Consider the following 13,770-nt stretch of genomic DNA (forward strand, 5'->3'; position numbering starts at 1 on the left):
GGAAATCACGAGCTCACTTCATCCACCGTCCCGCGAAGGACGTCTTGCCGCCTTGGGCGGACCTCAGATGACGTTTACGTTGAAAGAGCTGAAGCGGCTCTAGAAGGAGAACGAGCGGCTCACAATGAGCTTGCCTATCTTTCTACGTTTCCCGAGAGGATTAGCCGCAATAAACCTGCCACTAAGACGAGCACGACAACACTTAATATCCATATAATCGTCATCCAGCGCAGTCGCTTCCATAAGGTGGCTGACACTTTCTTCATTCCTCTTCCTCCGTCATGTTTACAGTCTCGAATAGGAGGTTGCATTCCCTGCGATTGCGTGTCTTCGGTAGACAGATAACATGGTACAGGCAATATTTTGGCGGTGCTCCGCTACCCAACCTTGGACCGCCAGGAGCTGGCTTTTTCTGGCTCTGTCACAATGATGGGCTGGTAACGCCATCGGGATAATGCATGGTAATCATAACGTTCTATCCGATTGCCCTGCGGGGTCCTTCTTCATTTTAGTGCCGACGCCAATCCTCCGGTTTATCGCGGGCATCTGCAACGCTCATGAACCGGTTAGCGTTCAGGTAGCCAGCGCCAGTAGACTTTAGTCCATCCCTTCCTCTCGGGATAGACCAGGCTATGCCGCAGCGGGAAACTCTCAAGAAGCTGCCCCGGCAATCCTCCCCGACTTGCCCAACAGCTTCATTGCCACGCCCCAACCCAGTGATCTGCCAGTGCAGACCATATCCGAGGGCCTGCTCCAAAGAAGAAAAGCAGCTGTCGGGTTCTTCTACTGAGCCTTTAAAAAATGATTGGGGCGGTGGGCAATGTTGACTTCGTCGCCGCGTTCTCCGCCCGCAGCCGAAACGGTGGCTTTGTGGCGGTCCAGGCCTGTGTATATGATATCCTGCATTTGGCCTCTACCCAATCTTTTGACACTACGCCAGCCAATCTGGCGCAACCCTCGTACGGAGAATGCCTCTGGAGAGACCACCGGCCCAGTCAACTGGTGACCCCGATCATCCGCTCTAGTGATACCCTTCATCACTGACCTTTCCGCGGAAAACCCAATATGCCCAAGCGGAATAGGTTAGTATGATTGGAACAATGAAAACAGTACCCACCAACAGGAACTTTTGGCTTTCTCTCGGTGCTGCAGCGTCCCAAATCGTAACTGACGGGGGTACTGAATAAGGCAAGACACTGATACCCAGGCCCACAAAACCCAGGAAGAACAATAGCAAAGCCATAAAAAATGGAATTCGGTCTGATCCACTCTTTATCCCACGGAAGAACACCACAGAGCTTAATGCAACAAGTATCGGAACTGGTGCGGTAAACAACATGTGGGGTAGAGCGAACCATTTCTGCCAATATTCAATGCTCAGAAACGGCGTAGCTATACTTACCAGAACCAATGCCACAAGCGTTGCCACCCCGAGAGAAAGAGCCATCTTCCTCGCGTGCTCTTGAGCTTCCCCCTCGGTTTTCCAGATCAGCCAAGTTGAGCCTAGAAGGCTATATCCAACCACAACCGATACGCCTGTCAGAACGCTAAAGGGTGTCAGCCAATCCAACCAGTTTCCCGCATACATATTCTCTTCTACGCGCACTCCCTGCAGGATCGCACCTAGAGTCATACCCTGGCATAGTGCTGCAACCAACGAACCTGTCGTAAAAGCCAAATCCCAGAACCCTCTATGCCGAGGGTCTCGCCAACGAAACTCAAATGCAACTCCTCGAAAAACGAGACCCAAAAGCATCGCAACCATAAGCGGATAGGTTGCCGGCAACAGGATCGAAAAGGCCAAAGGAAACATTGCCATAAGCCCTCCCCCACCAAGCACCAACCATGTTTCGTTCCCGTCCCATACAGGAGCAATAGAATTCATTGCTTGATCGCGCTCGGCGCCAACTTTTAGACTCGGAAACAATATCCCAATCCCCAAATCGAAACCGTCCATCACGACATATGCGAAAACCGCAAATCCAATAATGCAGGCCCACATGACGGTTAAATCCATGTTTTCCATGCCTTATCTCCTATTTGAAGGGTTCGATTTAATGGAAGTTGCTGGCGTAATGCCGGCCGAGCGCTGAGGAGTATTGGATGGCAGTTCTTCTTTCCTTTGAGGAACGTTTGCCCAGAGTCGGAAAATATAGTACACGCCGGCTCCGAAGACACAAAAATATACAATCACAAAGGCGAGTAGAGATGCCGCTAAAGCGGGGGCGTCAAGCGGCGAGGAGGACTCCGCTGTTCGCATCAAGCCGTAAATAGTGAACGGCTGACGCCCGACTTCCGTTGTCACCCAACCAGCAATCACAGCGACTAGTCCTGAAGGGCCCATAAGAACCACTGTTCGGTGAAGCCATACGTGGTCGAATAGACGGTCGCGATATCTAGCGATTAGACTCCAAACACCCACGCCCAACATCGCAAGTCCTATACCCACCATGATCCGAAAGGACCAAAAGACAACTCCGACTGGAGGCCAATCCTCTCGAGGGTATTCCGTCAAACCTGGAAGTGGAGCAAAAGGATCATGTTTGAGAATCAATGACCCGAGGTACGGAATGGACACCTCATGCCGAATGCGAGCATTTTCAGAATCCGGAAGCCCAAATAAGATTAAGGGAGCTCCTTCTGGGCTAGGGTGATAGTGCCCTTCCATTGCCAACACTTTTATTGGCTGGTGTTCCAGAGTGTTCAACCCGTGCTGGTCACCAACCATAATTTGCAGAGGTGTAACAAGGACGGCCATCCACATCGCCATCGAGAACATTATTTGAGAGCCTAAATTCGACCTATCCCGCAGCAAATGCCATGCGCCGACCGCACCAACAATGAAAGCCGTTGTCAGATATGAGGCAAGGACAGTATGTACCAAGCGGTATGGGAAACTAGGATTAAACACAATTTCCCACCACGAACCTGAAGGGATGAACTGCCCCTGGTCATTTATTGCGTATCCAACAGGAGTGTGCATCCAGCTGTTAACAGAAATAATCCACGTTGCAGAAATCAAGGTACCTACTGCGACCATGCATGTGGCAAAGAAGTGCAAACCTTTCCCAACCTTGTTAGCGCCAAACAACATGACGCCAAGAAAGCCTGCCTCAAGAAAGAATGCCGTCATCACCTCGTAGGCCATTAATGGCCCCACGATCGGACCTGCCCTACGTGAAAACTCGGACCAGTTAGTTCCGAATTGATATGACATGACAATACCGGAAACAACTCCCATGCCAAAAACTACAGCGAATACCTTCAGCCAGTAACGGAAAAGGTTGGCGTAGACGCCACGTCCCGTTTTTAGCCACAGCGCTTCCAAAACCGCGAGATAGCTCGCTAACCCGATAGAGAATGACGGAAATATGAAATGGAATGAAACCGTGAAGGCAAACTGAGCACGCGCCAACAGCAATGGGTCAAAGTAGCTAGACATTTCGTCCCCGCTTTCGCAAGAGTTCGATGATTTTAGAATGGAAGCAAGAGGCCGCTTCTATTGTTTGATATCTGTGTCTGCCTTCTGGTCGGCGTAAGTTATGAGACGGGAGCTTCGGTAGCCGATGCTATGCGTCCATGTCCAACTTAAGGCTACGCTGAGCCTGTTCTGTACGCCAATAAGAAAGTAAATATGGATCAACTTCCACATCCACCAAGCGAATGTCCCGCGCAACTTGAGACGCCCTATGTCGACAACCGCTAGGCGTCGACCGATGGTGGCGAGGTTGCCCTGGTGGCGATAACGGAACGGCGCGGGTGGTTTTTTCTGCTTTATGCGCCGGCTGATTAGATCGGCAACGTATTGGCCTTGCTGTTTGGCAGCTGGTGCCAATCCCGGCACGGTTTTCCCATCTTCACCTGTTGCCGCTGCAGTGTCTCCGATCACAAAGATGTTCGGATTGTCCGGGATTGTGAGGTCGGGGCCGACAATAGCACGTCCTGCACGATCAGCTTCGGTATTTAGCCATCGAGCTGCTGGCGATGCCTGAACGCCTGCGGCCCAGAGTATTGTTTCAGCTGGGAGGTGCTTGCCGTCGACCGTAACTCCCTCTGAAGAACATTCTGTCACGGGTTTCCCGAGTCGGATCTCAACGCCAAGTTTCTTGAGAGCTTTACGAGTGTAATCTGAGAGCTTCTCCGTAAAGACAGGCAAGAGACGTGGACCAGCCTCAATCAATATAACCTTGGTCGCATCCGGATCGATAGACCGGAAGTCTTGCTTCAAGGTCAAGTGGGCGAGTTCCGCGATTGTACCGGCCAGCTCAACCCCTGTCGGGCCACCGCCGATCACGACAAAGGTTTGCAAGGCAGCCCGGCGAGCGGGGTCTGGCTCACGCTCGGCCTTCTCGAATGCGAGCAATACGCGTCGACGTATCGTCACTGCATCCTCAAGGGACTTCAGCCCGGGCGCGTAGGGCTCCCAAGCATCATTGCCAAAGTAGGAATGCCGAGCTCCGGTGGCCAGTACGAGGATATCGTAGGGTATGGTCGTTCCATCAGTGAGCAAGACGCTCTGCGTCTGGGCATCGACCCCGTCCACTTCGGCAAGGAGCGTTCGTACGTCCTTGCGTTTGCTGAACAAAGCGCGAATAGGCCAGGCAATTTCCGAAGTAGAAAGCGAAGCGCTTGCCACCTGGTACAACAAGGGCTGGAACAGGTGATGATTGCGCCGATCAATGATCGTCACATCTGCCCCCTTCTTGGCTAGGCTCTGCACAACTTCAAGGCCACCAAATCCTGCGCCGACCACCACAACGCGTGGGCGCGCGTTGGAGTAATCCGACTTAGCCTCTGTGGAATGACCACCCGACGGTCCCAGCTGGCTATCGTTGCTTGTGTCCTGTCGCATGTTCTCTACTCCGGTTTTTGCTCAAGACAATGCTTCAGCATGGTGGGCGAGATGGTCGCCTATAAAACTCTCGATAAAGTAGTAGCTGTGGTCGTAGCCCGCCCGCTGGTTAAGAGTCAGCGGATGGCCAACCTCATCACAAGCAGCCTTGAGCAGGTTGGGGCGGAGTTGAACGGCCAGGAACTCATCGTCTCCACCTTGATCTACCAAGATGGGGAGGCGCTCCTGCGCGGTTTTTATCAGTTCGACCGTATCGTACTGTTTCCAGGCTTCGGGGTCGTTGCCAAGATAGGCTGCAAAGGCCTTCTTGCCCCATGGAACTTGAGTTGGAGCAACGATGGGGGAAAACGCAGAAACGCTTTTGTAGCGACCGGGGTTCTTCAGCGCTATCGTCAATGCACCGTGCCCACCCATCGAGTGACCAGAGATAGATCTTCGATCAGTCGCAGGGAGGGAGCTTTCGATTAGCGCGGGCAATTCATCAACCACGTAATCGTACATTTTGAAGTGCGAACTCCACGGCGCCTGCGATGCATTCAGGTAAAAGCCAGCACCCTGCCCCAGATCATACGCTTCATCGTCAGCGACACCTTCGCCTCTCGGGCTGGTGTCAGGAGCGACCAGGATAATACCATGCTGGGCTGCGAACCGCTGCGCAGAAGCTTTGGTGATAAAGTTCTGTTCAGTGCAGGTTAGTCCAGAGAGCCAGTACAGCACCGGCGCCTTGCCGCCTTCAACTTGTGGCGGCAAATAGACGCCAAATTTCATCGAGCACCCCAGGCTAATCGAGTCATGTTGATAGACGTCCTGCCAACCGCCGAAGCTGGCGTGATGTTCGACACGTTCCATGTTGGTTTCCTTGCTCTGAGGACCACAGGAGGGCATAGCAATCCCATTAAAAGCCTGCGGCTTGACTTCAGGGAGTTGGGAAGCGTCGCCGACGCTGAAAGAAGCGTCGGCGACAATTACTCATTGGTCAGCGAGGACCGCCGTAACCTTCAGTTCTTCAAACGAAAGTGTACGTGCAAATTTTGTTCCCCGCCGGATCGCGCAGGTATGCCGCATAGGCACCCGGCAGGTGATCCCGGGGACCGGGCTTACCTTCATCGGTCCCCCCAGCCTTCAGGCCCGCCGCGTGGAACGCATCCACTTCGGCCGGAGAGGCCGCAGCAAAGCCCACGGTAGCGCCGTTGCTGGAGGGCTCATCGCCGTTGCCCGGTCGCGCGATGAGGAAGGCCGGCTTGTCGCGACCATACAAGTTCCATCCGTTACCGAAGGGACCAAGATTACTGATACCTAGCGCACCCAGTGCAGCGTCGTAGAAGGTGATCGACTTTTCCATGTCGGCGGCGCCGAGAAAGACGTGCGAGAAGATGCCGTCACCAGAGATTACGGGATTAGCCATAGAGAACTTCCTTGATGTTTGGTGTTGATAGTAAAGATTGCGACCCGCTGATCAGTAGTGGATCACCGTGCGGATCGATTTGCCTTGGTGCATCAGATCGAAGGCTTCGTTGATGTCTTCGATGCCCATGGTGTGGGTGACAAAGGGTGCCAGGTCGATTTCACCTTTCATGGCGTCTTCGACCATGCCCGGCAGTTGGGTCCGCCCCTTGACCCCCCCGAAAGCGGAGCCCTTCCACACACGACCGGTGACCAATTGGAACGGTCGCGTCGAGATTTCCTGGCCTGCGCCAGCAACCCCGATGACGATCGATTGACCCCAGCCACGGTGAGCCGCCTCCAGAGCCGCACGCATGACGTGAACGTTGCCGATACACTCGAAGGTGTGGTCAATACCCCAGCCGGTCATTTCAATGAGGACTTCTTGAATCGGCTTTTCGTAGTCCTTCGGATTGATGCAGTCGGTGGCTCCGAACTGACGTGCCAACTCGAACTTGTCCGGGTTGGTATCGATTGCGATAATGCGCCCAGCTTTCGCTTGGCGTGCCCCCTGAATGGCGGCAAGGCCAATCCCTCCGAGACCAAAGACGGCAACGGAGTCGCCCGGCTGCACTTTGGCGGTGTTGTGGACCGCGCCGATACCGGTGGTCACGCCGCACCCGAGCAAACATACATGCTCATGGTTGGCTTCGGGGTTGATCTTGGCCAGGGAGACCTCTGCCACAACCGTGTACTCAGAGAATGTCGAGCAACCCATGTAGTGAAAGAGGGGCTGACCCTTATACGAGAAGCGGGTGGTTCCGTCAGGCATCAAGCCCTTACCTTGGGTCGCGCGCACCGCGACGCAGAGATTGGTCTTACCGGACTTGCAGAACTCACACTCACCGCATTCAGCGGTATAGAGCGGGATGACGTGGTCGCCCGGCTTGACGCTCGTGACGCCCTCACCCACCTCGACCACGACACCAGCGCCTTCATGGCCCAGAACCACGGGGAAAATCCCTTCCGGATCATTGCCGGACAAAGTGAACGCATCGGTGTGACAAACACCGGTGTGGGAAACTTTGATGAGGACCTCACCCTTCTGGGGAGGCGCAACATCGATTTCTACGATTTCAAGCGGTTTACCTGCTTCAAAGGCTACGGCGGCACGTGACTTCATTTTCGTATTCCTTGTTGGTTGAAACGGAACCTTTGGGAGCATGCGAACATGCTTGGAGTACGCTTTCCGGGCTGATGTAATCAGCGGGGTTTGAAGCGCCCCTCACTCCTCCTACGATTTTCTAGCATACTCCTGGGGAGTATGCAAGTGGCTTCTCCTTTTCACAACACTCGACGCCGACACCTCATGAACCTCGAATGTTTGGGATCAATATTTTCGTTGTTTTTCAGCGTTATGGTCGAGTGGCTCCGTCACGGGAGCTGAGGTTACATCTCGGAAGAACAGCCTGGCTCCCAGATTAGGTGCTCTCGTATGAGCATCCCCCACAGAGCGAGCCTCCAATCAAAGATCATGCGCGGCTCAACGATGATCAGAAAGACAAAGCGCACTCTCCCATCCGGCATCGATCAAAGGATCGACGCACCAAAGACGCCCCCGAACTTAGGCAAGTCGAAATCTAATGGCAGTCTTAGGTAATCAGGATCGCGTTCCGCATGAGCTGCGAAATCCACCCCTCCAACCGAGGCACAACATCACGTACGTCAATGATCCCAACGTCACAATACCCTGCGCCGAAGGCGAAGAAGTGTGTCGTCTTCGTCCAAAAGCTTTGGCTTCAGACCTTCATCAAAGCTCCCAACCCCCGGGATCATCATCTCCTTGCGGCCCGAGAACAGCTATTCAAGCCGCAAGTCAGTTTCCATCAGGATGTACTTTTATGGCTTTAGGAGGCCAATAAACCGTGAGGATCAATCACAAATTTCGACGGGGATCCTTGATCAAACTTCGCGTAGCCGTCAGGCGCCTGATCCAAAGTAATGACCTCGATGCTCAACGCCTTGGAGAGATATGGCATCCGATCCCAAAGGATTGCTTCCGTCAGGTGGCGATTGTAGTTTGTCACTGGCGCCATACCAGTCATCAACCGGATAGACTTGGTCCACATCTTTCCCCAGTCGAGACGAAGACGCCCAGCTCCGGCATCTGCATCGACAGGATCAGGATCGCTGCCAACGTAAATCCCCGGGACGCCGATCGCACCGCCCGCGCGCACAACGTCGAATAGGCTGTTCAACGCCCCATGCGGAAGCTCTGTATCGGCCTCATCGCCAAGACCATGAGCCTCGAACCCAACCGCATCGACGCCGCAATCAACCTCGGGACTCCCGAGGATCTGCTCGATCTGATCCCGTAGCGGAGCTGTATTTCTGAGGTCGATAGTTTCAAAGCCAGCATCGGATAGAAGCTTGAGGCGTTCCGGATTTTGATCTCCGACGATCACACAGGCTGCACCAAGCAATCGTGCGCCGGCAGCAGCACATCTGCCCACTGGCCCGGCGCCCGCAATGTAAACATGGCTTCCCGGCTTTACACCAGCCGAAACGCAACCGTGAAAGCCGGTTGGAAGAATGTCCGAAATCAACGTTAAGTCCCGGATCTTCTCCATTGCCTGCGCCTTGTCGCGAAATTTCATCAACATGTAGTCGGCATATGGAACCAGGACGTATTCGGCTTGGCCGCCAGACCACCCCTTCAGATCGAAGCCAAAAGCGCCAAGATCTGCATCAGGATTAACAAGATCATTTTCACAAACGTCAGAGCGAGCTTCCTTACAGTTGCGACAGCGTCCACAAGCGACATTGAAAGGAACAGAGACCAGATCTCCAATGTCTATCATTTCAACATCGGATCCTTTCTCAACGACCTCACCAGTAATTTCATGACCAAGAACATGCCCCTGAGGAACCACAAACCGGCCTCGATAGATATGCTGGTCTGAACCGCAGATATTAGTAGAGACCACCTTCAGGATCACAGCGTGCTCGAGCTTTCGACCGTCGTGCTCCAACTTGGGGTACGGGACAGTCTCAACCCTTAAATCGCGGGTACCGTGATAAACTACGCTTTTGTTTCCAGACATAGTACTCTCTCCTTTGACCAGGAATTGGCTCAAGGGTATCGGCACGACACACTAGGTTCGCGACCGAACCCTCAAATGATGGTGACTGATCACCACCCCATTTGTCAACTTCAAGATCCACCCCTCCCCAGTATGAGAAATATTTGAGCGATGAGCGAAGGGGATGAACCGCCTTCCCACCAACCGCTGCTACCGTGGCGGGCATAGGTGGAGAGTTGAGCATCAGATGGACATCAATGCCCAGAACTGCGACCTCCATCAGAATGATCCTTCCTCTCCGCTGATCTTCACGACAATAGCCGTGGTCTCTGCGGGAAAGCAGTTCATCCCATTATTTCAGGACGTAGTTAATGGGTGACAAGTTGTCTGGTGTAGGTTTGCCTAAAGCTTCTAGAACTGAAATTTCTATTGTTCGGCACATAGCATCAAGTGGCAATCCATTTTGCACATCTTTGAACGGAAGCTCTAGTTCGTGCGTAATCTCGAGCAATCCAAAAAAGACATATGCAACCACAGAAGTGATCAGCGGCGCAAACCAATCTGTGGAATCGATCAGACCAAAGGGAAGCAGCCAGCAGTAAATATAAGTCGTCCTCCTCACAAGGAGTGAATAAACATATGGAAGCGGCGCCGTTGCAATACGTTCGCAGCTCGCCTGATGCAAGCCAAGCGACGAAACAATTTCCGAAATTCGCAACTGTCCGACATCACTTATTTCACCTTTACTAATTGCTGTCTTTATTTGATCCGCCATGGACCTTAAGGCTGCATCGGCAGGACTCTTGAATGCCGCCATTGCGACAGCCTTCTCCTTTCCAACCCAACCAGAAACACTATCATTGACATTTACTCCACGCAGATTTCCACGATGGAGGTGCACAAATGCGACGGCGCAAGATAGGATTTTCTCGCGAGTGCTTTCATCATTAGCGAAAATACAAAGAAATCGCCCAAGCGTTCTAACGTCTGCTATCATACCCCCCCATAGTTTCCTAGCCTCCCACCACCTTTCATAAGCTGCGTTATTTCTAAATCCTAAAAACAAGGAAATTGCCAAGCCAAATACGCCCATAGCTGAAATAGATAGTCCAGGCAGGCGAAACACGTACTTATCAACAGATATCACAATGAACGATAAAGCCGCTACGCCGACGACCTTCCAGATTATTTTAGGCACCACAGAGCCTTGCATTACAAAAAACAATTGGAATGTACTAGGGATCTCTCTAACTATCATCTATAGCGCCACTACTGCTCTTTGCTCCAATGACATGTTGAGGTGCGAGCTCAAAAAAGAAACCATATTATCCAGAGCAGAACTCTGGATTCTGATTGGAACTCAGCTCAACCACGGCCCAGCCACATACACAGCATAATCTAATGCAGTATACCAGTCTAGCGTGACCTATTGTGACTGTAGCGAAGTGGTCTCAGCAACCGCGTCACCTTGGAATGGATATTTTCCCTCTTGTCTTAGAGATTTTGATGACATGTGGCACATCAGAGCTATCCCCCGGCACGGCATTTATGCCGGGGGATAGCGGGGGTCGGATCGGTTCCCTCTGGGTTTTGAAGAACCGTGGAGGAGTAGGATCGCCCCCGCGCTTTTTACTGGCCTGAACGGATACTGAGGCACCGTTTTACGCGGGGGCCTGAATGACAAGAAGAGGTGGGAAAGAGCTATGACGAAGAGCATTGGGATAGACGTCTCCAAAGAGACGCTGGATGCGCATAGGACGGACGACGGCGCTCATGCGCAGTTCCAGAATGACAGTAAGGGTCGCCGCGCACTCTTGCGGTGGATTGGAGACAAGGTATCGCTCGTCGTCTTTGAAGCAACTGGTGCTTATCATCGTGGATTGGAGCTAGATTTGGCCGGTGCATCAGTGCCATTTGCCAAAGTTAACCCCAAACAAGCGCGACGCTTTGCACAAGCAATCGGAAAGCTGGCCAAGACGGATCGCGTCGATGCCGCGATGCTCGCCAAAATGGGGGCTGTCCTCGATTTATCGCCGCAAACGCCAGCAACCCCGGAATTGCACGATATGCGGGAGTTACTCGCAGCAAGGCGGGCGCTCATCAAAAATCAAACCGCTGCACGAACTCGATTGGCGACAGCATCTGTAGGTTCTGTTCAAACGATCCTAAAGCGCCGATTGAAGCAGATCGTCAAAGACATCGATCAGATTGACGACGCCCTGCGCAACTTGTCTGGCCGGGATATGACATTCGCTCGGAAGGTCGCAATTCTTGCCAGTATACCGGGGATCGGTCAGCTGACGGCCATTACGCTTTTGATCGACATGCCTGAGATCGGGGGCATGGACAACAAGCAGGCCGCCAGCCTGGCTGGGCTTGCACCGGTCTCGCAGAGTTCCGGGAAATGGCAGGGAAAAGAAAGGATCCAGGGCGGTCGGGCACAACTGCGCAAAGCTCTGTACATGCCGGCCCTCGTTGCCACACGTGTGAACCCGGATATGACAAGAAAGTACAATCAGCTCATCGAAGCTGGAAAAGAGAAAAAGGTCGCGCTGACCGCCATCATGCGGAAGCTGCTGGTCATGGCAAACGCCTTGCTACGCAGCAATCGAATGTGGACCAAAGCTCGGCCTTGACCAAGACGGATACTCCTCCTGAGGGTCAGATGGAGTATACGGCTTGCGCCCCACTTCCAGCCTCGATCTTAGGTAGGTGCTGCGTCTCGAGCTGATGATAAAACGTGGCCAGTGTGAAGCAGCAACAAGCATCAGGGAAGGAGACGCAGCATGAAGCATTATGCCGGACTGGGTGTATAAGTAAGAGAAACCGTCATTTGGCTTTCGTCGGCGACGGCCAAGTCTGCTCAGAAATGAAGATTGTGAGCCACCCCGAGGACCTCCCTCCAGCCTTGAGTAGCATCGAGGTACATTTAGGACGGGTTGGCTTGGAAGCCGGTCCGCTGTCGCAATGGGTGTTCAAAGGGCTGGCGCGTGCGGGGCTTGGCAGAGCGGGTTATTCCTAGTAAAGTAATGACCACCTCTCCACTACTTCACGAACAGCTTCACGTAGGCTGCCGGAATAAAACGCGCTTCATGGCCATGGGACTGAGCGACCCGGCCTCAATGATGCGATGTGGCACAAGCCGCCATCGCCACCACGCAGGGCAGCTACTTTGCCAGCAGCTGATAATGCCGCAGCCGCGATATCGACTTGTTGAACATGATCGCGCCGTCAGTTCGGACACCGCAAACCTGGAAACTGCCCTTGGCAAGATCAATTCCCAATATGCTAATCTCTGACATGGATGCCTCCCTCACATTGTTTCCTACGAAACCGTTATGGCACACTCGATGCCGTCGGGTGGGGGCATCCACCACACCAAATTAATCTGGATAACTTTCAAACATTTAATCGCTCACAAGTCATGATGTTCAACGCTCTGTCGTGGATGGTGCAAGCTGAATAAAATTTACCCCTAACAGAAGAAAGGGAATCTAATGAAACGTGCAATCGTTACCGGTGGATCTGGATTGATTGGTCGGGAGATTTGTGCACATTTGCTGCGTGATGGATGGGAGGTTGCTTCATTCGACCTGAAAAAAGATGGCCTTGGGGTGCAAATCTATTGCGATCTATCAAATGAAGAATCTGTCAAAGAAGCGTTTAATGAACTCAACTGGGATCACCTTGACCTTCTCGTCAACAATGGTGGGCTTGTATTCGAGACTTTTTCGCAACTTGGTGAGGCCACGCTTGATCAATGGAATAGCACAATAGGTAGCCACTTGACTGGCGCCTTTATGATGTCGCGCGCGGCACAACCTCTGTTGCGTGATGGCGGATCCATCATCATGATGGCGTCAACACGCGCTCTGATGTCAGAAGGCATTGACTTCTCTTATGCCGCAGCAAAGGGGGGGATGCTTGCTCTGGCACAGGCGCTCGCAGTTCAACTCGGACCTAAGATTCGCATCAATACGATTGCCCCTGGTTGGATTACAGGTGAAACAGATCTGCGGAATGTGGACAACGCGCAGCATCCTGTTGGGCGCGTAGGTCGACCCGCAGATATTGCCGAAGCCGTGATCTATTTGGCCTCCGCTGGATTTGTTACGGGTGAAACTCTAGTTGTCGACGGTGGCATGACAAAGAAAATGATCTATGCAGAGTAGCAGCTACGCGCCTCAATTTTCTTGAGGCACGACAGTTTGACTTCACTGAGCTACTCCCCAATGTTTGGACAGGTTATGGCGTAATTTAAGCTACTCTCTGCTCCTGCTGATCGGGTTGGGTTTCTTCTTTTCGCAGCCAATAGGTCACGGCTGGCGGTCTGCCGCCAAGTGCGGAATGGGGGCGTTTGCGGTTGTAGAAGTCGGGTCATGATGAACTCCTCTGTCCGATGGAATGGGCTTACAACAGCCGTCCCATTTTCGCGCAGATGTGGCTCCCATT

Annotated in this window: 12 protein-coding genes; 2 read left to right on the forward strand and 10 right to left on the reverse strand. The window is 52.9% G+C overall.

Annotated elements, in window-relative coordinates; translation table 11 throughout:
- Positions 1-134: 134 nt before the first annotated feature.
- From phaeop14_RS18445 to phaeop14_RS18490, 9 genes are all read right to left on the reverse strand, one after another.
- A complete protein-coding gene (locus phaeop14_RS18445; protein WP_096790537.1) occupies positions 135-311 on the reverse strand; it encodes a DUF2474 family protein in 177 nt (58 codons plus the stop codon).
- 710 nt (positions 312-1,021) lie between these two features.
- Positions 1,022-2,026 (reverse strand): cytochrome d ubiquinol oxidase subunit II, encoded by a 1,005-nt coding sequence (cydB, locus tag phaeop14_RS18450; protein ID WP_096790538.1) that lies wholly within the window; start codon positions 2,024-2,026, stop codon positions 1,022-1,024.
- Between the two features lie 3 nt (positions 2,027-2,029).
- The gene (locus tag phaeop14_RS18455) at positions 2,030-3,442 is read right to left on the reverse strand and encodes a cytochrome ubiquinol oxidase subunit I (protein WP_096790539.1); all 1,413 of its coding nucleotides are present in this window, start codon (positions 3,440-3,442) and stop codon (positions 2,030-2,032) included.
- Positions 3,443-3,499: 57 nt separating this feature from the next.
- The gene (locus phaeop14_RS18460) at positions 3,500-4,852 is read right to left on the reverse strand and encodes an NAD(P)/FAD-dependent oxidoreductase (RefSeq protein ID WP_096790527.1); all 1,353 of its coding nucleotides are present in this window, start codon (positions 4,850-4,852) and stop codon (positions 3,500-3,502) included.
- Positions 4,853-4,873: 21 nt separating this feature from the next.
- Positions 4,874-5,701: an S-formylglutathione hydrolase gene (gene fghA, locus phaeop14_RS18465; RefSeq protein WP_096790528.1), complete on the reverse strand. Its 828-nt coding sequence runs from the start codon at positions 5,699-5,701 to the stop codon at positions 4,874-4,876.
- 157 nt (positions 5,702-5,858) lie between these two features.
- Positions 5,859-6,257, reverse strand: a complete 399-nt coding sequence (locus phaeop14_RS18470; RefSeq protein WP_096790540.1) for a VOC family protein — start codon at positions 6,255-6,257, stop codon at positions 5,859-5,861.
- A 51-nt stretch (positions 6,258-6,308) separates the two neighbouring features.
- Complete coding sequence (locus tag phaeop14_RS18475) at positions 6,309-7,418, reverse strand: S-(hydroxymethyl)glutathione dehydrogenase/class III alcohol dehydrogenase (RefSeq protein ID WP_096790541.1); 1,110 nt, start codon at positions 7,416-7,418, stop codon at positions 6,309-6,311.
- Positions 7,419-8,142: 724 nt separating this feature from the next.
- A complete protein-coding gene (locus tag phaeop14_RS18485; RefSeq protein WP_096790543.1) occupies positions 8,143-9,339 on the reverse strand; it encodes an alcohol dehydrogenase catalytic domain-containing protein in 1,197 nt (398 codons plus the stop codon).
- A gap of 331 nt (positions 9,340-9,670) precedes the next feature.
- Positions 9,671-10,516 carry a bestrophin family protein gene (locus phaeop14_RS18490; protein WP_244905855.1) on the reverse strand — a complete coding sequence of 282 codons (846 nt, stop codon included), beginning with the start codon at positions 10,514-10,516 and terminating at the stop codon, positions 9,671-9,673.
- A 505-nt stretch (positions 10,517-11,021) separates the two neighbouring features.
- Here phaeop14_RS18490 and phaeop14_RS18495 point away from each other — a divergent pair.
- Positions 11,022-11,954 carry an IS110 family RNA-guided transposase gene (locus phaeop14_RS18495; protein ID WP_096790545.1) on the forward strand — a complete coding sequence of 311 codons (933 nt, stop codon included), beginning with the start codon at positions 11,022-11,024 and terminating at the stop codon, positions 11,952-11,954.
- Between the two features lie 531 nt (positions 11,955-12,485).
- Here the strand turns inward: phaeop14_RS18495 and phaeop14_RS20005 are convergent.
- On the reverse strand, positions 12,486-12,620 hold the full coding sequence (locus tag phaeop14_RS20005) for a hypothetical protein (protein ID WP_275541820.1): 135 nt from the start codon (positions 12,618-12,620) through the stop codon (positions 12,486-12,488).
- A 195-nt stretch (positions 12,621-12,815) separates the two neighbouring features.
- Between phaeop14_RS20005 and phaeop14_RS18500 the strand changes: the two genes are divergently transcribed.
- A complete protein-coding gene (locus tag phaeop14_RS18500) occupies positions 12,816-13,490 on the forward strand; it encodes an SDR family NAD(P)-dependent oxidoreductase (protein WP_096790546.1) in 675 nt (224 codons plus the stop codon).
- The last annotated feature ends 280 nt before the right edge of the window (positions 13,491-13,770 follow it).

The sequence above is a fragment of the Phaeobacter piscinae genome (assembly GCF_002407245.1).
Classification (GTDB): Bacteria; Pseudomonadota; Alphaproteobacteria; order Rhodobacterales; family Rhodobacteraceae; genus Phaeobacter; species Phaeobacter piscinae.